The sequence below is a fragment of the Streptomyces sp. NPDC088252 genome, assembly GCF_044740965.1.
GTDB lineage: Bacteria > Actinomycetota > Actinomycetes > Streptomycetales > Streptomycetaceae > Streptomyces.
Genome location: NZ_JBIURS010000028.1, coordinates 24,271 through 42,466, shown reverse-complemented (window position 1 = coordinate 42,466; position 18,196 = coordinate 24,271). Strand labels below are relative to the sequence as shown.

Below are 18,196 nucleotides of genomic sequence, written 5' to 3'. Positions count from 1 at the left end.
ACGCTGGAGGAATCATGGATTCCCGTGCCCACCCCCCTGTCACCGCCGCGCTGCGGCTCTGTCTGCACGCGCTGCTGGTGGGACTGCTCGCTCTCGCGGCGCTACGGGCCGTCGGCGACGGGACGCCGCACGCCGCCGCGGTCGTCGTGGTCACCTGTGTGATGGCCGCCGGGTACGCGGCGGGCGCGCTCGCTCCCGTCGTACGGCCGCACAGCCGCGCGGCCGCCCTGTGGCTGGCGCTGTTGTGCGCCCTGTGGCTGGTGCTGCTCGTCCTGTCGCCCGACGCCCTGTGGGTGGCGTTCCCGCTCTACTTCCTGCAGCTGCATCTGCTGCCGACGCGCTGGGCCCTGCCGGCCGTCGTGATCACCGCCGTCGCGGCCATCGCGAGCTTCGTGCTGCACGGCCAGGCCGTCAATCCCGGCACCTTCATCGGTCCACTGCTCGGCGCGGCGGTCGCGGTCGCGACGGTTCTCGGGTACGAAGCGCTGTTCCGGGAGAGCGAACGGCGCCGCGAACTCATCGAGGAGCTGATGTCGACCAGGGCGGAACTGGCAGAGGCGGAGCGCACGGCGGGCACGCTCGCCGAGCGTGAGCGGCTGGCCCGCGAGATCCACGACACCCTGGCGCAGGGCCTGTCCAGCATCCAGCTGCTGCTGCGCGCCGCCGAACGCACCCTGTCCGCCGACGCTCCCGCCACCGCGCACGTCCGCCGGGCCCGGGAGGCCGCGCAGGAGAATCTCGCCGAGGCCCGCCGCTTCGTCCGTGCCCTGTCGCCGCCCGATCTGGAGAACGGCTCCCTCGCAGCGGCCCTGGAACGGCTCTCGTCCCGCACGACGGGCCCCGGCCTCACGGTGCAGTTCGCGGTCAGCGGCAGCCCGGTGGAGCTGCCGACCCCGTACGAAGTGGCGCTGCTGCGCACCGCCCAGTCCGCGTTGGCCAACACGGTGCGGCACGCCGGGGCGCGGCGCGCGGAGATCACTCTCAGCTTCATGGACACCTCGGTGTCTCTGGACGTCGTCGACGACGGCCGTGGGTTCGCCCCCGGGAGCGGGCCGGTCGCCACGGAGACCGACACCGGCGGCTTCGGCCTGCCCGCGATGCGTTCACGGGCCCGTTCGCTGGGCGGCACGCTCAGCGTCGAATCGGCGCCCGGTCAGGGCACGGCCGTCGCCCTGACCCTTCCGCTTCCGCTGCCCGACGGCCGGCCAGGACAGGACGCCGCATGACCACCCCCATCAGGCTGCTGCTCGCCGACGACCACCCGGTGGTACGGGCGGGGCTGCGGGCCGTGCTCGACGCCGAACCCGACTTCCAGGTGGTCGCCGAGGCGGCCACCGCCGAGCGGGCCGTGGCGCTCGCCGCGACCGGTGGGTTCGATGTCGTCCTCATGGACCTGCAGTTCGGCGCGGGCATGCACGGCTCCCGCGCGACCGCGGCCATCACGGCGGAGGCGGGCGCGCCCAGAGTGCTGATCCTCACCACGTACGACTCGGACGCGGACATCCTCGCCGCGGTCGAGGCGGGCGCGGCCGGCTATCTGCTGAAGGACGCCCCGCCGGAGGAGCTGGCGGCGGCGGTACGCACGGCCGCGGACGGCCGGTCGGCGCTCGCGCCGGCCGTCGCCCACCGTCTGATGGACCGCATGCGGACCCCGGCACAGGCCCTGACCAAGCGGGAACTGGAAGTCCTGCAACTGGTCGGCGAGGGCCTGTCGAACCTGCAGATCAGCAAGAAGCTCTTTCTCAGCCAGGCGACGGTGAAGTCCCACCTGGTGCACATCTACGCCAAGCTGGGCGTCGACTCCCGGACCTCGGCGGTGGCGGCGGCGACGGCCCGCCGGCTGATCCGCCGCTGATCCGCCGCTCGTCCCGCCGTCAGCCGCGCGGCGGCTCGCCGAAGAGGTCCACGGCGACCCGTACGTCCCTGAGCGCGGAGGCCAGTGCGCTGACCGAGCCGATCGCCCCCGCGATCAGCAGCAGCGAACGGCGCAGGCGCGGAATCTCGGGTGCGCCGCCGGTCGCCATCTCGTCCAGCGCGGCCAACTCGTCCTCGGCGATCCCCCGGTCCGGGAACTCCGCGGGGTGCCCCGCGAGCTCACGGCGGAGTCGGGAGACCGCCGTACGCAGCTCCGTCACCCTCGGGTCCTCACCACTGCAGGTCACTCGCGTCTGCCCCACGCTTCGCAACAAAGCACTCCCCCTCGCACATCCTTGTGCCAGATTTCCGACCGTTTCCCGGACCGTGGTCAAGTGTCCGGAGATGCCCGCAAGTTAACGCCATGAAAGGTGTCGAGCGCCACTCCGCGGACGGAAATCAGGGGTCCCGTACGGGTGATGCGCGGATCGTTCCGTGGACGTCGCCGCCCGACGGTCACGCCCTCACCCGCCGGTTCCCGCTTGCGCGAACGGGGTGCGTCCGAGGTATCCAGTCCGCATGACTCGAACAACACAGGCACCGGCGGTCGCCGGGCTGCTGCTCGCCGCGGGCGGCGGGCGGCGGCTCGGCGGACAGCCCAAGGCACTGCTCGAACACCGCGGCCGGCCGCTGGTGGAGCACGCGGTACGCATGCTGCGGGAGGGCGGCTGCCACCACGTCCATGTGGTCCTGGGGGCCGCGGCCGAGGAGGTGGTGGCACGTGCCGACCTCACCGGCTGCACGGTGACCGTCAACCCCGGGTGGACCGAGGGCATGGGCTCGTCGCTGCGGGCGGGACTGGGGGCGCTGTCCGGTACGGGGGCGGACGCGGCGCTCGTCCTCCTGGTCGACCAGCCGGGCATCGGCGCGGACGCGGTGGCGCGGGTGCGATCGGCGTACCGCTCCCGGACGAGTCTGGTGGCCGCCTCGTACGACGGGGAACGCGGCCATCCGGTGCTCTTCGGTGCGGACCGGTGGCCGGACATCTCGGCGGGAGCGGTGGGCGACCAGGGCGCTCGGGCGTATCTGCGGGCGCACCGCGATGCGATCACGCTCGTCGAGTGTTCCGATGTGGCTCAGGCGTACGACATCGACACGGCGGAGGACCTGAAGCACCTTGAGTGAACGGGCCGGCACGCTGCGCCGACGTTGCCCCACTTCTGTCGACCCGGAGAATCTCGACATCAACAAACCATTGAACTTCCACCATGAGGAAACTACTATCCACTGGTCAGAAGCCCTCTGCACCTCAGACGGCGCCCACGGCCGTATCCCGGAGCCCTGGCACGCCGTGCCATTTCAGGCGACCCGGCGGCTGTGGGACGCCGCCCGCACCGCCCGCTGAAGGAGTGACAGCTCATGTCCGCACCAGCGCCGTCCCCGCTGGCCATCGTCGATGCCGAGCCCCTGCCCCGGCAGGATGAGGTCTTGACCGACGCGGCCCTCGCGTTCGTGGCCGAGCTGCACCGGCAGTTCACGCCCCGCCGTGACGAACTGCTCGCCCGCCGTGCCGAGCGCCGCGCCGAGATCGCCCGTACGTCCACGCTGGACTTCCTGCCCGAGACGGCGGCGATCCGCGCGGACGACTCCTGGAAGGTCGCGCCGGCCCCGGCCGCGCTCGACGACCGCCGGGTGGAGATCACCGGTCCGACCGACCGCAAGATGACCATCAACGCCCTGAACTCGGGCGCCAGGGTCTGGCTCGCCGACTTCGAGGACGCGTCCGCCCCCACCTGGGAGAACGTGATCCTCGGCCAGCTCAATCTGATCGACGCGTACACCCGGAACATCGACTTCACCGACCCCGGGACCGGCAAGTCGTACGCCCTCAGGCCGGCCGAGGAGCTCGCGACGGTCGTCACCCGCCCCCGCGGCTGGCACCTGAACGAGCGTCACCTCCAGCTCGACGGCACCCCGGTGCCGGGCGCGCTGGTCGACTTCGGCCTCTACTTCTTCCACAACGCCCAGCGCCTCATCGACCTCGGCAAGGGCCCGTACTTCTACCTGCCGAAGACGGAGTCGCACCTGGAGGCCCGTCTCTGGAACGACATCTTCGTCTTCGCACAGGACCGTCTCGGCATCCCGCGGGGCACGGTCCGCGCGACCGTCCTCATCGAGACGATCACCGCCGCGTACGAGATGGAGGAGATCCTGTACGAGCTCCGCGACCACGCCTCCGGGCTGAACGCGGGCCGTTGGGACTACCTCTTCTCCATCGTCAAGAACTTCCGTGACGGCGGGGCCAAGTTCGTCCTCCCCGACCGCAACACGGTGACGATGACCGCCCCGTTCATGCGCGCGTACACCGAACTCCTCGTCCGTACCTGCCACAAGCGCGGCGCGCACGCCATCGGCGGCATGGCGGCCTTCATCCCGTCCCGCCGCGACGCCGAGGTCAACAAGGTCGCCTTCGAGAAGGTCAAGGCCGACAAGGACCGCGAGGCCCACGACGGCTTCGACGGCTCCTGGGTCGCCCACCCGGACCTGGTCCCGATCGCCATGGCCTCCTTCGACGCGGTCCTCGGCGAGAAGCCGAACCAGAAGGAACGCCTGCGCGAGGACGTCTCGGTGGCGGCGGGCGACCTGATCGCCATCGACACCCTGAACGCCAAGCCCACGTACGACGGCCTGCGCAACGCCGTCGCGGTCGGCATCCGCTACATCGAGGCCTGGCTGCGCGGCATGGGCGCGGTCGCCATCTTCAATCTGATGGAGGACGCGGCCACCGCGGAGATCTCGCGCTCGCAGATCTGGCAGTGGATCAACGCGGACGTGGTCTTCGAGAACGGCGAACACGCCACGGCGGACCTGGCCCGCGAGGTCGCCGCCGAGGAACTCGCCGCGATCCGTGCCGAGCTCGGCGCCGAGGCCTTCGCGTCCGGCAAGTGGCAGCAGGCCCACGACCTCCTGCTCCAGGTCTCCCTGGACCAGGACTACGCGGACTTCCTGACACTGCCCGCGTACGAGCAGCTGGGCTGAGTCCCGCGCCGTCCCGCCGACGAGCTCCGCCCCCGGTACCGCACAGCACCGGGGGCGCAGTGCCGGGGCTTTCCCGAATGCGGTCGGGCCGCCCCGCGAGGAGGGGTCCTCAGTCCGTTCCGGTGTCCAGGCCGACCTCCGCCCGGACGCACTTGCCCGGGGCTCCGGTACGCGGCACGGCACACCAGCGGTCCGCGAGCCGCGAGACCAGGAGCAGGCCGCGCCCGGACTCCTCGTCCGCCGCCGGGCACTGCGGCACCCCGGCCGGGGGGAGGCTTTCGGTGCGCGTGTCGGTCACCTCGATCCGCAGCGTGCGCCCACCCGTTTCCGTCAGCCGCAGATGGAAGTCGCGCCCCGGCACGCGGCCATGACGCACCGCGTTCGCGGCCAGTTCGGCCGCGATGAGGGTCATCGTCTCGTTCGGCTCCGAGGTGTAGGGGTACCCCCATTCGTCCAGCCGGAGCGAGACGAGCCTGCGGGCGAGCCGTGCCCCGCGCGCGGTGGCGGTGAAACACATGGCGAACTCCCGTACCCGCACGCCTGGTTCCGCGCCTCGCACGGACGGGTCAATTGCTTCGTTCATGAGGAAAACCCTCGCGGCGCGTGCGTAGCGTTGGCCAGGACGGACGCGCGGACGGCGATCGGCTGTACGCGAGTGCGGCGTGGGCTGTACACGGCACGCCGCGTGACCGGGTGCGGCGGTGCGGGCGAGCGCGGAGGTGTGGGACATGCCGGAGCAGGAGCGGCCGGAGCAGACGTACGAGCCGGGGGCGGGCATTCTGGCCTTCTTCGGACGGCAGTTGAAGCTGTTCCGGGTGGCGGCGGGTCTGGAGCGGGCGGCGTTCGGGACCATGACCGGCTACTCCGCCTCGACCGTCGCGTCCTTCGAGCAGGGGCGCCGGATTCCGCCGCCGAGGTTCATCGACCAGGCGGACGAGCTGCTGAACGCGCACGGGGTGCTGAAGGCGGCCAAGGAAGAGGTGGCCCGCGCCCAGTACCCGGCGTTCTTCCGCGACGCGGCACGCCTGGAGGCGGAGGCGGTGGAGCTGTGCGCGTACGACACCCTGGTCGTCAAAGGGCTGCTCCAGACCGAGGAGTACACACGTTCCCTGCTGGTCGAGCGGCGTCCGCTGCTGGACGAGGCGACCATCGAGCAGCGGATCGCGGCCAGGCAGGCCCGGCAGGAGATCTTCGGCCGCTGGCCGGCCCCGCTGCTCAGCTTCGTGATGGAGGAATGGGTGCTCACGCGCGGGCTCGGCGGCCGCGCGGTCCGCCGGGGCCAGCTCGAACAGCTCCTGCTGATCGGCCAGAAGCGCAATGTGGAGCTCCAGGTCATGCCCGCGGACCGTGAGGACAACGCGGGAGTCGACGGCCCGTTCACCGTCATCACCCGGCAGAACGGCGACCAGATCGGCTACCTGGAGGTGCAGGGCAGGAGCACACTGATGACCGACCGGGAGGAGGTCCGCGCGCTGGCGGCCCGCTATGGGATCATCCGATCGCAGGCTCTCACTCCGCGCGAGTCCCTGGCCTTCATCGAAAAGTTGCTGGGAGAGGTATGAACGTCGAAGAGACCACTGATTCCGCCACCGCGCTGCGCTGGTTCAAGAGCAGTTACAGCGGCGCCGAAGGTGGCGACTGCCTTGAAGCCGCCACCCGTCCCGGCGTCGTCCACGTCCGCGACTCCAAGGACCGCACGGGACCGGTTCTCTCGCTGACCGCGCGGGGCTGGTCCGCCTTCGTCGAGTTCGCCGCCCGGGGCTGACCCGTCGGAACACGGCCGCCCCCCGCGGGGCGGCCTTCTGTACGCGGCTGTACGCGCTGCCGCCATCGCCGCTCCACCGGCGCGGCGACGGCCCCGCGGAGCCTGCGCTCTCCGTGGGGCCGGACGTTCCGTGCCGTTACTTCAGTCCGGTGTCCAGCGCGTTGAGCAAGGTGCCCTGGGCCGTGTCACCGGACATCTCCCAGACCATCACCCCCAGCAGCCCCTTGGACTTCACGTACTCCGTCTTCTTGCCGATGGACCAGGTGTCGTCGAAGGACCACCACTGGTTGCCGGTGTAGCCGTACGTGGACACCGACTGCTCGTCGTGGTGGACCGTCATGGTCGGGTAGGCGCCGATCAGGTTGGCGTAGCCGCGGGTTCCGGCCTCCTCCGCGAACTGGCCGGGGGCGGCGCCCTGCGCGGACTGCCATTCGCCCGCGACGCCGCCGTCGGTGACGTTCTGCCAGCCGCGGCCGTAGAAGGGGATGCCGAGGGTCAGTTTCCGGGGTTCGACGCCCGCGTCGGTGTAGGCCTCGATGGCCGCGTCCGCGCTGAAGTGGAAGTCGTACGGGTCCTGGTCGTCCGTGTAGAGATTGGCCTGGTGGCCGGTGCGGTCGGGCTCCCAGGAGTTGTCGCTGCCGGAGCCGTGGAAGTCGTAGCCCTGGACGTTGGCCACGTCGAGGGAGTCGAAGACCTTGCCCAGGTCCCAGCCGTCGTCGATCTTCTGCGGGTCGGCGGGGGTGAAGGCGGTGAGCAGGCGGTGGCCGCCTCCGAGGGCGTCCATCTGCTTGCGGAATTCGGCGAGCAGCAGGGTCAGGTTGTCCTTGTCGTTCGGCGAGTAGTGGTTGCCGGGGTGTCCGGTGCCGGTGCCCGGCCATTCCCAGTCGATGTCGAAGCCGTCGAAGATTCCCGCCGCGGTGCCGGGACCGCCCGCGCCGCCGTACTCGGGCAGATTGCCCTTGATGTACATGTCGATGCAGGAGGAGACGAACTTCTTGCGGGAGGCGTCGGTGGCCGCCACGTCGGAGAAGTACTTGGAGTACGTCCAGCCGCCGAGCGAGACCACGATCCTCAGGTTCGGATGGAGCTTCTTGAGCTTCTTCAACTGATTGAAGTTGCCGCGCAGTTTGCCCCAGCCGTCGTCCGCGACGCCGTCGACGGACTGGGCGGCGCCGAACGGGCGGGCGTAGTCGGCGTCGGCGTCTCCGGCGCCGGTGCCCTGATCCGGGTCCTCGGGGTCGGCGGTGGTGCCCTTGGTGACACCGTTCAGGCAGGTCAGGTTGGTCGGGTCGATGTTGGCGAAGGCGTAGTTGACGATGTCGAGCTTGTCGGCGGCGCCGGAGTCATGGAGGTTCTTGACGAAGTACTGGCGGCCGTAGATGCCCCACTGGACGAAGTAGCCGACCTTGGCGTAGTTGCCCGCGCCGACGATGTCGTCGGTCTTCACGGTGAGCGCGTTGCTGGCCGAAGAGGCGTTGTCCGCCGCGTCACGGGCCTTGACCGTGAAGGTGTAGGAGGTCGAGGGCGAGAGCCCGCCGATGGTGGCGGTGGTCGTCGTGCCGGAGACCGTGGCCGCCAGTGCGCCGCCCCGGTAGATGTCGTACGCCGCGACGCGCTGGTTGTCCGTCGCGGCGGTCCAGGCCAGGGTGACGGACGAGGAGTCGGCCGCCGTGGAGTGGAGCGAGCCCGGTGCGGTGGGCGGGGAGGTGTCGGTGGCCGGGTCGACGGTGGTGACCGCCGACGGGGCGCTCTCGGCGGAGGTGTTGCCGCGGGTGTCCCTGGCCCGGACGGTGAAGGAGTAGGCGGTGGCCGGGGTCAGCCCGGTGACGGTGGCCGAGGTAGCCGCGGTGGCCGTGCCGACCACCTTGCCGCCGGCCAGGATGTCGTACGACGCCACGGGGAAGTCGCCCGCGGTGGCCGCCGTCCAGGACAGCGAGGCGGTGCGGGCGGTGACGTCGGTCTGCTTCAGCCCGCTCGGCGCGCCCGGCGGCACGTCCGCGGAGCCGTCGCACTTGTCACCGTTGATCCGGCAGCCGGTCGGTGCGGTGATCGGTCCGGTGGCCACGAACCAGAAGCTGTACGGCTCGGTGGTGCCGTGCGCGGCGACCGTGCCGTTGTAGTGGGCGTTGACCGCGGTGACGTGGCTGCCCTGCGTGGTGACGGTGCCGTTGTAGGAGGTGTCGATCGTGACCCCGGCAGGGAGGTCGAATTCGAGGCTCCAGCCGGTGACGGCGGTGTCGGTGTCGTTGTGCAGGACATAGGTCCCCTTCCACCACGAGCCGTTGTCGGCGGAGGTGAACGTGGCGGTGAGCTTGCCCGCCGCGTGTGCGGGGGCGGTCTGCAAGGACAGCAGCGCGAGGAGGAGTCCGAGGACGGCGACGAGGGTGGTCGCCGTTCTCCTTCCGGAGGTCATGTGCTCGAACATGGTTCTCCCTTGGGGCAGGGACCGGTGAGGCGGTCCTGAGGGGGAGTGGGATTCCTTGGTGCCATGGAGCACAGGGGAAACTAAATGGTCTGGACCAACTCGTCAATAGGTACAGACCATTTGTCGACCACCCGCAGCCTGCGGGAGCCGTCCGGCTCCGGCACCGGCCACCCCGGTCGCGAAGCCGCCCCCGGAGACCAACCGAGGTACTGGTGTGCGAATTTGACGCCGGTGCGGCTATGATCACGCGCGGCAAGGCTGTAGCGCAGAGGTCGTCGCGCCCTAGCATCAAGCTGGAGGACGTCGGTTCGAATCCGACCGGTCTTGCCGCCTTTTCGTGGAGGAGAGTCGATGGCGTCGGTTCGTCCTGAGCGGGCGGACGCGGTCGTCCCCTCCCGGCCGGGTGCCGGCGGGGGACCTGGGGAGTAGTGATGTTGCAGCCGATGCCCGTGCGTTGTCCCGCGATCGAGCACCCGGACATTCCGCTCGCCGACCCGGCCCTGCTGGATCCGCTGCTGGAGCGACTGGGAGCGGCGCACCCCGTCGAGTCCGACGAGACCTTCGCGCTCGGCGCGCTGCGGGCGGACGGACGGGTCGATCTCTGCAAGCAGGGACTCGGCGCGGCAGGCGCGGTCAGGGTGATGCCCGCGGTCGCCCGCTCCCCGTACGCCACACATGTCCTGCTCGGCACCAACTCGCTCGGCGACGAAGGGGCGCGGGCCGTCGCCGATTCCCTGAGCCGGGGCGGCCACGGGCTGCGGACGGTCTATCTCGGCTGCAACCGCATCGGCGCCGACGGGGTCACGGCACTCGCACAGGCACTGAGCGAGGACGACACCGTCAGGGCGCTGTGGCTGAAACGCAACCCCGTGACGGACACCGGTGTCCGGGCCCTCGTCCCGATGCTGCGCCGCAACACCGTGCTGCGCACCCTCGATCTGGTGAACACCGGCCTCACCACCGACGGACTCGGCGCACTGCTCGCCGTGCTCGCCGAGCGGTCCCGGCCGGTCGAGCGGCTGTTCCTCGGGGGCAACGGCCTCGGTGCCGAGGCCGCGCCACTGCTGGCCGCGCTGATCCGGGACGCGGGGGTGCGGGAGCTGTACCTGCCCTCCAACCACCTCGGCGACGCGGGGGCAGCCGTGCTCGCGGCCACCGCCGACCCCGCCCGCCCGATCCGGCTCGGTCTCGGCGGCAACGGGATCGGGCCCGCCGGGGCACGGGCGCTGGCCGACGCGCTCGACGGGATCGAGGCGCTCGACCTCGGCCGGCCGCCCTCGGAGCGCAGCCTCGGGGCCCGGTCCAATGTCACCGGTGACATCGGGGCCGACGCGCTGGCCGGTGCGCTGCGCGGCAGTCCGCTGCGGAGGCTGGAGCTGCGCCACACCGGGCTCACCGGACGGGGCGCGAAGACGCTCCTCGCCGCCGTCGACGCCGATTCCCGTCTGGAGTACGTGGGGTTGGGCCCCGGTCTGCCCCGCAAGGTGAAGCGGTCCTTCGCGGCGCGGCTGCGTCCGGACCACGGAACCCATGCCGACCTGCGCGCGGTCAGGAGCCTCTACCGGTGAGCCGGGACGCGATGGCGGAGCTCTTCGATCCGGAGGAGATGTCGAGTCTGCGGCAGGTCCGCCGGTACGCGGTGCCCCGGTGGATGATCGCTGCGTCCGCCGAGCGGCGCGCGGCCGGGGACTGGCGGGGCGCCTGCGAGGCGGCCCGGTTCGATGTGACATTCGATCGGCCGGAGATCACCGCGCGGTACGGTCCGGACGTGGTCAGGGCTCTTGAGTCCGATCTCCTTCACCTGGTGCCGGACCTGGTGCGTTGGCACCTGCCGCGCGTGCTGGGCGGGCGCTCGACGCTCGCCACCGACCTGATCGTGATCCTGGCGGGGTACGGCGTCACGACGGACGCGCCCGGGGCCGGCGCCCCGTATCTGTATCTGCGCACTCCCCCGATGGTCGACGGTCCGCAGCGGATCTCGCTCCGGTTCGGACCGCTGCGTCATGGCGGCTCGCCCGGTACCTTCCGTGTCGGGGGCACGGACTGGCGGGCCTGCCGGTACCTGTGGGACGCGCGCCGCATCGACGAACTGCGCCCGCGGGCCGGCGGGGCGGACCGGTTGCCGTTCCTCCGCGCCGACGGCACCCCGCTCGGGCCGGACGAACTGCCCGACGCGGACCCGGGCGCCGGTGACCCGGTGGCCCGCGACGAGTGGGTGACGCTGCTGTACCAGCGGGGCCGGGTGGCCGACGCCCTGGCGGCGGTGGGCATCGAACTGGATCCGGCCGAGCCGGCTACGCCGCGGTGGCACCGGGCGGATCCGCCAACGGTCCTGGCCCAGCTGGGTCTCGATGTTCCCCGGCTGGAGTCGGAGGCCCGGCGGTTCGCGGAGCTGTACTCGGCGGCGCGCGTCCAGATCGGTGAGGACTGGCGTGCCCGCGTCCTGCTGGAGCTCACGGGCCGCGACAGCGGGCTGCGCATAAGGCTCGTCGAACGGGACGCCGCCGGGGACGCCCTTTTCCTTCCCCCCGCGCTCCGGCAGCGCCTGCCGGACCTCGACCTGCTGCGGGCCGGCGCCGTGTCTCCCGCGGACCTGCATCCGCTGGTCGCCGGGGCCCTCTTCCCCGGCCTCGACACGGCAGGGGGACCGCCGGGGCCGACGCCTCCCGCGCCGGTGCGGGTCAGGTGCCGGGGCGAATGGCATCAGGTCGTCTTCCGTGACGGGAGGCTCGACTCCCCGCACAGCCCGCAGGAACGACAGCGCGAGCAAGCCCTGCGGGCCTTCGGCGGCGCGGTCACCGGCTGCTTCGCCGTGGAACACTCCTGCACCACCGGCACCGGCCGGCTGCCCAAGGCCCTGCGGGCGCAGCGACGGGATCTGTTCCTGCGCGCCCAGCACGGGGACACACCGGCGGTCCTGGAACTCCTGGACGCGGGCGTCGACCCCCGGGTGCGGGACGGCGGGCAGCGCAGTCTGCTCCATGTGCTGCACCTCCTCGACCACGAGCCCCTGCTTCCCAGGCTGCTGGCAGCCGGTCTCGATCTGGAGGCCCTCGACCACCGGGAACGCACCCCGCTCTGTGTGGCCGTCAGCGACGGCGGCTCGGCGGAACTGGTGTCGGCGCTGGTCGGGGCCGGGGCCCGGATCGACGTCCTCGACCAGATGGAACTCTCCCTGGGCCAGCTGATCCGCAGATACCGCCGGACGGACCTGGACTTCCTCCGGGAACGGGTGGAGAAGGAGCATCCGGACATCGGGGCCGACTGGTGGGACGAGTGGCAGGCGGAGAAGGACGACGAGGACGAAGAAGGTGAGGACGGGTGAGCACCATCGCGCCGGGCACACCCGGACAGCCCCTTGCGCCACAGCCTCCCGCCGTACCGGGACAGCCGCCCGCACCGCCGCACCCGAGCTCCGCGGCGGGACCGCTGGACGCCGCCGACGAACTGAATCGCCGACTGCGCACCACCCGGACCGAAGCCGCCGTCAACCCTCAACTGGAGGCACTGGCACTGGCGGTGACGGCCAATCAGCCCGTGTTGCTCTGGGGTGAGCCGGGCATCGGCAAGTCGGCCGGCATGGAGCAGCTCGCCGCCGGGCTCGGCCTCGGTCTCGAAACGGTCATCGCCAGTGTGCACGAACCCTCCGACTTCGCGGGGCTGCCCGTCGTCGGTGACGACCCGGCGGTGACCGGCGTACCGATGGCCCCGCCGGACTGGGCGGTCCGGCTCGCCCGCGCGGGCCGGGGTCTGCTGTTCTTCGACGAGTTGTCCTCCGCTCCCCCGGCCGTGCAGGCGGCCTTGCTGCGCGTGGTGCTCGAACGCCGTGTGGGCAGCCTGACCTTGCCGGAGTCCGTACGCATCGTGGCGGCGGCGAATCCGCCGTCGAGCGCGGCGGACGGCTGGCACCTCAGCCCGCCGCTCGCCAACCGTTTCGTGCACCTCCAGTGGACGCACGACCCGCGCACCGTCGCGCGCGGCATGGCCGGCACCTGGCCCGAGGTGGCCGTCCCCGTCGTCGATGCCACGAGGGTCGCGGGTTCCGCGGCGCGGGCCCGCGGCGCGGTATCCGGTTTCCTGACCGCGCGGCCGGGGCTCGTCCACCACATTCCGGCCGACGCGGAGAGCCGGGGCCGGGCCTGGCCGTCCCCCCGGACCTGGGACATGGCGCTGCGGCTGCTCGCCACCGGATACGCGACGGGCGCCGGACGGGAGGCGCTGGCCGCCGCGCTGACCGGGGCCGTCGGGGACGGCGCGGGCATCGAGCTGCTGTCCTACCTGGAGAACCTCGACCTGCCCGATCCCGACCGCGTGCTGGCGAACCCCGACGCGTTCGCCCTGCCCGAACGCGGCGACCGGCAGCTGGCCTTCCTCATCGCGGTCGTCGCGGCAGTCCAGGGCGATCTCACCATGCCTCGCTGGGAGGCGGGCTGGGCGGTGCTGGCGAAGGCCGTCGACGCGGGTGTGCCCGATGTGGCGGCCAGGGCGGCGGTGGACCTGGCGACGATGCGGGACACCGACTGGCCGGTGCCGGAGGGCATCGACGCCTTCGTGGAACTGCTGCAGCTGTCCGGCGCGCTGCCGCAGAGCGGCTGAGTCGGGAACACCGGTGCCGGAACCGGAAACCGCCCCGGAGCGGCCCCAGTTGGACATGACCAAGCTGCTCGCCGCCCGCTACCGGGCGGCGACCGACCGCCCCTACCTGGCGTCGGCCCTCTATGCCCTGACGGTGGTTTCGAGCACCGGTGTCCCGACCATGGGCGTGGACCGGCACTGGCGCTGCTACGTGTCACCCGCGTTCGTCGACGCGACACCGGTGGCGGAACTGGCGGCGGTGTGGCTGCACGAGGTGGCGCATCTGCTGCGCGACCACCATGGACGCGCCGAACGGCTGCCCGCCGCCGACCAGCGCGACCATCACCGCCTCAACGTGGCCCAGGACTGCGAGATCAACGACGACCTGCTCTCCGACGGGCTGCCCCTGCCGGCCGGCCGGATGGAGCCCCGGCTCTTCGGGCTGCCGACCGGGCAGCTCTTCGAGGCGTATCTCCCCGGTCTGCCACCGGGCCCCGACTCGCTCGACTGCGGGTCGGGCGCCCATGGGCGACCGGCGCCCTGGGAGCTGGCCGGGGCCGACGGGCCGACCCGTCTCGGTCCGGTCGAGGCGGAGGCGCTGCGGCGCCACACCGCGGAGGCCATGCGGGCGCACCGGCGCAGCCGGGGCACCCTCCCGGCGGGCTGGGAACGCTGGGCGGACCAGATCCTGGAGCCCACCGTCGACTGGCGGCAGGCGCTCGCGGGCGCGGTCCAGGAGGCCGCGGCGTGGGCCGCCGGGGCGATCGACTACACCTACCGTCGCCCGTCCCGCCGCAGTGCGGCGCTCCAGGGCGTCGTGCTGCCCAGCCTGCGCCGTCCGCTGCCCCGGGTCGCCGTCGTCATCGACACCTCGGGGTCGATGGGTGACGAGGAGCTCGCCTCGGCTCTGGCGGAGGTCACCGGGGTGCTGCGGGAGGTGGGCGTCCGGGGCAATCGCGTCACTGTCCTGGCCTGCGACGCCGATGTGCGCAGCGTGTCCCGGGTGACGGCCGCCGAGCAGATCACCCTGGGCGGGGGTGGCGGCACCGACATGCGCGTGGGTATCGCCGCCGCTCTCGCTGCGCGGGACCGCCCGAACATCGTCGTCGTCCTGACCGACGGCTGCACCCCCTGGCCGGACGAGGCCCCCTCGTGCCGGCTCGTCGCGGCGCTCATCGGCGCGGACGCCCCGCAGCCCCCGAGGTGGGTGGAGACCGTGCGCGTCACCGGCTGATCCGGTGGGCGACGTCCCGTCACCGCCGCCCGCACCCCGGGGGGACCGATGGGCCTTCCACGGGCTCAGTCGCCGAGCACGACCGTCCGCTGGGCGGAGAAGTCCCCCCATTTCCCGTCCGGGAGCTTGGCGCGGATCTTCATGGAGTAGCGGGTACCGCGCGGGTCGCCGACGGTGAGCCGGTAACTCGCCCGGCCCGCGGGCGGGGTGGCGCCCCACACGATCGTGGTGGTCGGCCTCCCGTCCATGAAGAGCTGGTACGCGGGGATCTCGCCGCCCGTCTCGGGCTGCTTCCAGTTCAGGGCGACGGCGTACTCCTTGCCCTGCACATGGTTGCTGATCCGCAGGTCGGTGGGGGCGGTGCCGGCAGGTGCGCCCGGAGCGGACGCGGTGGTGAGGTCGATGGCGTTGCTGTCCGGCGAGGAGGTGTCGGCGGCGTCGCGGGCCCGGACGGTGAAGGTGTAGACGGTGCCGGGGCGCAGTCCGGTCAGATGTGCCGTCGTCCTGGTGCCGGACACGCTGTGGATCCGGGAGTCCTCCTGGTAGATGTCGTACGCGGTGACGCCGACGTCGTCCGTCGAGCCGCCCCAGGAGAGGTTCACCGCCCGGCTGCCGTCCGCGGTGCCGCGCAGCTTCACCGGGCGTGTCGGCGGCTCGTGGTCGGTCGGGGTCGGGGCGGGCGTGGTGACGGTCGCGGCGGCGCTCGGGGCGGAGAGGTTTCCGGCGGCGTCACGGGCCCGGACGGTGAAGGTGTAGGCGGTCGAGGCGGTCAGCCCGTCGACGTCGGTCATCACCTTGGCCGCCGGGACGGATGTGACCCTCTCGCCCTTGTTGTAGACCTCGTAGCCGGTGACCGCCCTGTCGTCCGAGGCCCGCTCCCACATGACGTGCACGGAAGTGGCGCTGCCGGCCTGCGCCGTCACATGGCCCGGCACCGTGGGTGCGCGGGTGTCCGCCTCGGGGGTGGAGCCGCAGGCGGTGAGCGCGGCGAGGAGCAGGGCGGCGGAGCAGACCGCAGCGGTGGTTGCGTGGGGGCGTTGCACGGTCGTGCCTTCCATCCGGCGGCAATGGTCCAGACCTGTATCGCATGGCGCGGGGGTCGCCGACAAGGGGGTGGATCGGAACGTTCCGCAATGTGCCGGTGTGCTCGGGCGATTCGTCGGCCGACCCGGACCGGGTGCCGGCGTGTACCGCGGTCCGCCGGCCGAGGCCCGGGGACCGGGACCGGGGTTGACATACCGTCGGACGATGTTGTGCATACGTGGGGTCGTGCTGCCGGAACGCGAGGAACGGGTCTTCTGGATCGATGGCGAGGTGCTCCGTGCGGGCGGTCCCCCGGGCGGCACCGCGGGCAGGGACGCGGAGACGGTCGTCGACGGCGGGTGGCTGCTGCCCGGACTCGTCGACGTGCACACCCACCCCGGAGCGCCGGATCCCGGTGCGCCCTTCGACGAGGGGCTGCTGCGCAGGCAGTTGGGCGAGCACCGGGACGCCGGGGTGCTCGCGGTGCGCACCCCGGGCACCTCGCAGCGGATGCCCGCGTGGGTGGAGGAGGAACCCGAACTGCCGCGCGTGACATCGGCGGGACGATGGCTGGCCACACCCGGCCGCTTCTTCCCCGGCTTCGGACGTGATGTGAGCGAGGCCGAGTTGGTGCGGGCGGCCGTGGAGGAGGCGGCGGCCTCTTCCGGGTGGTGCAAGGTCGTCGGCGACTGGGCGCTTGACGAACCTGCCGTTCCGCAGGCCCTGTTGACCTCGGTGGTGGAGGCGGTGCACGCGGCCGGCGGCAAGGTGGCGGTGCACTGCCAGACCGCCGAGGGCACCCGCAACGCCGTACTGGCCGGCGCCGACAGCCTGGAGCACGGTATGCATCTGGACCCTGCGCTGCTGGACCGGATGGCCGCACAGGGCACGGCGTTCGTCCCGACGCTGAGCGTCTTCGGCTCGAAGGCGGACGCCATGCGGGCGCGGGAGCCGAGCCTGCGCCGCGATCTGTGGCTGGCGGGCTGGGACACCATGTTCAGCAATGTGCGCGCCGCCCACGAAGCGGGGGTGACGGTATTGGCGGGAACGGACTCCTTCCCGTGCGGAACGGTCGCGGGCGAGATGGACTGGCTGGTACGGGCCGGTCTGCCGGCCCACGCGGCACTGGGCGCGGCGTCCTGGACGGCGCGGGCCTGGCTGGGCCTGCCGGGCCTCGTCGACGGCGCGCCCGCCGATCTCGTCGCGTACGCCGACGACCCGACCCAGGACCCCGCCGTGCTGAATCGTCCCGGCCGGATCGTGCTCCGGGGACGCGTCGTGCGATGAGCGATGAGTTCCGGGCGCCGGAGCGGTCTGCACTGCATGAACAAGCACACGGGGACGACCCCGACGATTCCCGCAGTCGACCTGGAGCCCGCGGCCCGGCAGATCGCCGACCTGCTTCCCGGTATCCATGAGCAGCAACTGGCCGGCCCGACGCCCTGCCCCGACTACACGGTACGGGAGCTGCTCGCCCACGTGGCCGGGCTGGCCACGGCCTTCCGCGACGCGGCGCGCAAGGAATTCGGGCCGACGACCGACACCGCCCCGGACGCCGCGCTTCCGGTCCTCGCCGAGGGCTGGCGCGAGACGTTGCCGACGCTGCTGGACGAACTGGTGACGGCCTGGCGCGCCCCCACCGCCCGGCAGGGGATGACCAGGGCCGGCGGCGTGGACCTGCCGGGCGACGTGGCCGCGGTGATCGCGCTGGACGAGTTGGTGATCCACGGCTGGGACCTGGCCCGGTCCACCGGCCAGAAGTACGAGCCGGACGAGGGGAGCCTTCGTGTCTCGCTGGCCATGCTGACCCCCAGTGACGCCGTCCCCCGGTCGGAGAGCATCTTCGGTCCGCCGATCCCGGTGGCGGCCGACGCCCCGCTGGTCGACCGGGCCGTCGCCATGAGCGGCCGTCGCCCGGACTGGCAGCCTGGCGACTGACGGACGGGCGGCGGCCGGCCGCCGAGGCCGATGGGCCGCCACGCCGCCGGCGGCGCGTCCGAGGCCAGGTGCAAGGGGGGCGGTGGCCTCGGACGCGGTGGCCGGGCGCGGCCCGGCCGGACGCCGGTGGGCGGGCCGCGCCCTGACGGCCTGGTGCACGATGGAGAGTGGATCAGGCCGTAACGGTCTCGCCCCCGATGGGCAGTGGGAGAAGGAGCGGCGTCCGGGGCCTTCGAATCCAAGGCGGAGGAGGGAGTCGACGCGGAGCGTCGGCGACTGACGACAACGTCGGAGGCGGAGGTCCCGGACGCCGCGACGCCGCTGCCCATCGTGGGCGAGGCCG

General features: G+C 72.4%; 16 protein-coding genes. 12 read left to right on the top strand and 4 right to left on the bottom strand.

The window, feature by feature from the left end; all coding sequences use genetic code 11:
- Window positions 1-14: 14 nt before the first annotated feature.
- Both ACIOHC_RS37120 and ACIOHC_RS37115 read left to right on the top strand, forming a co-directional pair.
- Window positions 15-1,226 (top strand): sensor histidine kinase, encoded by a 1,212-nt coding sequence (locus ACIOHC_RS37120; protein ID WP_351080867.1) that lies wholly within the window; start codon window positions 15-17, stop codon window positions 1,224-1,226.
- A complete protein-coding gene (locus ACIOHC_RS37115; RefSeq protein ID WP_351080865.1) occupies window positions 1,223-1,855 on the top strand; it encodes a response regulator transcription factor in 633 nt (210 codons plus the stop codon). The genes ACIOHC_RS37120 and ACIOHC_RS37115 overlap by 4 nt, the downstream gene beginning before the upstream one ends.
- Window positions 1,856-1,874: 19 nt before the next feature.
- On the opposite strand, the gene ACIOHC_RS37110 is transcribed toward ACIOHC_RS37115, so the two are convergent.
- Window positions 1,875-2,189: a DUF5955 family protein gene (locus tag ACIOHC_RS37110; RefSeq protein ID WP_351080863.1), complete on the bottom strand. Its 315-nt coding sequence runs from the start codon at window positions 2,187-2,189 to the stop codon at window positions 1,875-1,877.
- Window positions 2,190-2,433: 244 nt separating this feature from the next.
- On the opposite strand from ACIOHC_RS37110, the gene ACIOHC_RS37105 reads away from it, so the two are divergent.
- Both ACIOHC_RS37105 and aceB read left to right on the top strand, forming a co-directional pair.
- On the top strand, window positions 2,434-3,039 hold the full coding sequence (locus ACIOHC_RS37105; protein ID WP_351080861.1) for a nucleotidyltransferase family protein: 606 nt from the start codon (window positions 2,434-2,436) through the stop codon (window positions 3,037-3,039).
- A gap of 234 nt (window positions 3,040-3,273) precedes the next feature.
- On the top strand, window positions 3,274-4,893 hold the full coding sequence (gene aceB, locus ACIOHC_RS37100; RefSeq protein WP_401845981.1) for a malate synthase A: 1,620 nt from the start codon (window positions 3,274-3,276) through the stop codon (window positions 4,891-4,893).
- 109 nt (window positions 4,894-5,002) lie between these two features.
- Here aceB and ACIOHC_RS37095 read toward each other — a convergent pair whose 3' ends face one another.
- Window positions 5,003-5,476: an ATP-binding protein gene (locus tag ACIOHC_RS37095; RefSeq protein ID WP_351080857.1), complete on the bottom strand. Its 474-nt coding sequence runs from the start codon at window positions 5,474-5,476 to the stop codon at window positions 5,003-5,005.
- 145 nt (window positions 5,477-5,621) lie between these two features.
- Between ACIOHC_RS37095 and ACIOHC_RS37090 the strand changes: the two genes are divergently transcribed.
- Both ACIOHC_RS37090 and ACIOHC_RS37085 read left to right on the top strand, forming a co-directional pair.
- Window positions 5,622-6,455 (top strand): helix-turn-helix transcriptional regulator, encoded by an 834-nt coding sequence (locus tag ACIOHC_RS37090; protein ID WP_351080855.1) that lies wholly within the window; start codon window positions 5,622-5,624, stop codon window positions 6,453-6,455.
- A complete protein-coding gene (locus tag ACIOHC_RS37085) occupies window positions 6,452-6,658 on the top strand; it encodes a DUF397 domain-containing protein (RefSeq protein ID WP_351080853.1) in 207 nt (68 codons plus the stop codon). Before ACIOHC_RS37090 ends, ACIOHC_RS37085 begins: the two co-directional genes overlap by 4 nt.
- Before the next feature lie 136 nt (window positions 6,659-6,794).
- Here the strand turns inward: ACIOHC_RS37085 and ACIOHC_RS37080 are convergent, their stop codons facing one another.
- Window positions 6,795-9,083, bottom strand: coding sequence for a glycosyl hydrolase family 18 protein (locus ACIOHC_RS37080; protein WP_351080851.1), 2,289 nt, complete (start codon window positions 9,081-9,083; stop codon window positions 6,795-6,797).
- Between the two features lie 431 nt (window positions 9,084-9,514).
- Between ACIOHC_RS37080 and ACIOHC_RS37075 the strand changes: the two genes are divergently transcribed.
- The 4 genes from ACIOHC_RS37075 to ACIOHC_RS37060 all read left to right on the top strand — a co-directional run bounded on the left by ACIOHC_RS37075 (window position 9,515) and on the right by ACIOHC_RS37060 (window position 14,892).
- Window positions 9,515-10,651 carry a gala protein gene (locus tag ACIOHC_RS37075; protein WP_401845977.1) on the top strand — a complete coding sequence of 379 codons (1,137 nt, stop codon included), beginning with the start codon at window positions 9,515-9,517 and terminating at the stop codon, window positions 10,649-10,651.
- On the top strand, window positions 10,648-12,408 hold the full coding sequence (locus ACIOHC_RS37070; protein ID WP_401845975.1) for an ankyrin repeat domain-containing protein: 1,761 nt from the start codon (window positions 10,648-10,650) through the stop codon (window positions 12,406-12,408). Before ACIOHC_RS37075 ends, ACIOHC_RS37070 begins: the two co-directional genes overlap by 4 nt.
- A 104-nt stretch (window positions 12,409-12,512) precedes the next feature.
- Window positions 12,513-13,679 carry a sigma 54-interacting transcriptional regulator gene (locus ACIOHC_RS37065; protein ID WP_365691109.1) on the top strand — a complete coding sequence of 389 codons (1,167 nt, stop codon included), beginning with the start codon at window positions 12,513-12,515 and terminating at the stop codon, window positions 13,677-13,679.
- A 55-nt stretch (window positions 13,680-13,734) separates the two neighbouring features.
- Complete coding sequence (locus tag ACIOHC_RS37060) at window positions 13,735-14,892, top strand: DUF2201 family putative metallopeptidase (RefSeq protein WP_351080948.1); 1,158 nt, start codon at window positions 13,735-13,737, stop codon at window positions 14,890-14,892.
- Between the two features lie 65 nt (window positions 14,893-14,957).
- Here the strand turns inward: ACIOHC_RS37060 and ACIOHC_RS37055 are convergent, their stop codons facing one another.
- Window positions 14,958-15,950, bottom strand: coding sequence for a fibronectin type III domain-containing protein (locus tag ACIOHC_RS37055; RefSeq protein ID WP_389636392.1), 993 nt, complete (start codon window positions 15,948-15,950; stop codon window positions 14,958-14,960).
- Between the two features lie 190 nt (window positions 15,951-16,140).
- Between ACIOHC_RS37055 and ACIOHC_RS37050 the strand changes: the two genes are divergently transcribed.
- Entirely contained in the window at window positions 16,141-17,202 is a 1,062-nt protein-coding gene (locus tag ACIOHC_RS37050) for an amidohydrolase family protein (protein ID WP_365691055.1), read from the top strand.
- Window positions 17,203-17,238: 36 nt separating this feature from the next.
- On the top strand, window positions 17,239-17,853 hold the full coding sequence (locus ACIOHC_RS37045; RefSeq protein ID WP_365691057.1) for a TIGR03086 family metal-binding protein: 615 nt from the start codon (window positions 17,239-17,241) through the stop codon (window positions 17,851-17,853).
- Window positions 17,854-18,196 lie beyond the last annotated feature (343 nt).

Excerpts from the sequence above, each read along its gene's own strand:
- ACIOHC_RS37120 (WP_351080867.1), top strand. The coding sequence starts at position 15 with ATGGATTCCCGTGCCCACCCCCCTGTCACCGCCGCGCTGCGGCTCTGT.
- ACIOHC_RS37115 (WP_351080865.1), top strand. The coding sequence starts at position 1,223 with ATGACCACCCCCATCAGGCTGCTGCTCGCCGACGACCACCCGGTGGTA.
- ACIOHC_RS37105 (WP_351080861.1), top strand. The coding sequence starts at position 2,434 with ATGACTCGAACAACACAGGCACCGGCGGTCGCCGGGCTGCTGCTCGCC.
- aceB (WP_401845981.1), top strand. The coding sequence starts at position 3,274 with ATGTCCGCACCAGCGCCGTCCCCGCTGGCCATCGTCGATGCCGAGCCC.
- ACIOHC_RS37095 (WP_351080857.1), bottom strand. The coding sequence starts at position 5,476 with ATGAACGAAGCAATTGACCCGTCCGTGCGAGGCGCGGAACCAGGCGTG.
- ACIOHC_RS37090 (WP_351080855.1), top strand. The coding sequence starts at position 5,622 with ATGCCGGAGCAGGAGCGGCCGGAGCAGACGTACGAGCCGGGGGCGGGC.
- ACIOHC_RS37085 (WP_351080853.1), top strand. The coding sequence starts at position 6,452 with ATGAACGTCGAAGAGACCACTGATTCCGCCACCGCGCTGCGCTGGTTC.
- ACIOHC_RS37080 (WP_351080851.1), bottom strand. The coding sequence starts at position 9,083 with ATGTTCGAGCACATGACCTCCGGAAGGAGAACGGCGACCACCCTCGTC.
- ACIOHC_RS37075 (WP_401845977.1), top strand. The coding sequence starts at position 9,515 with ATGTTGCAGCCGATGCCCGTGCGTTGTCCCGCGATCGAGCACCCGGAC.
- ACIOHC_RS37060 (WP_351080948.1), top strand. The coding sequence starts at position 13,735 with ATGACCAAGCTGCTCGCCGCCCGCTACCGGGCGGCGACCGACCGCCCC.
- ACIOHC_RS37055 (WP_389636392.1), bottom strand. The coding sequence starts at position 15,950 with ATGGAAGGCACGACCGTGCAACGCCCCCACGCAACCACCGCTGCGGTC.
- ACIOHC_RS37050 (WP_365691055.1), top strand. The coding sequence starts at position 16,141 with ATGTTGTGCATACGTGGGGTCGTGCTGCCGGAACGCGAGGAACGGGTC.
- ACIOHC_RS37045 (WP_365691057.1), top strand. The coding sequence starts at position 17,239 with ATGAACAAGCACACGGGGACGACCCCGACGATTCCCGCAGTCGACCTG.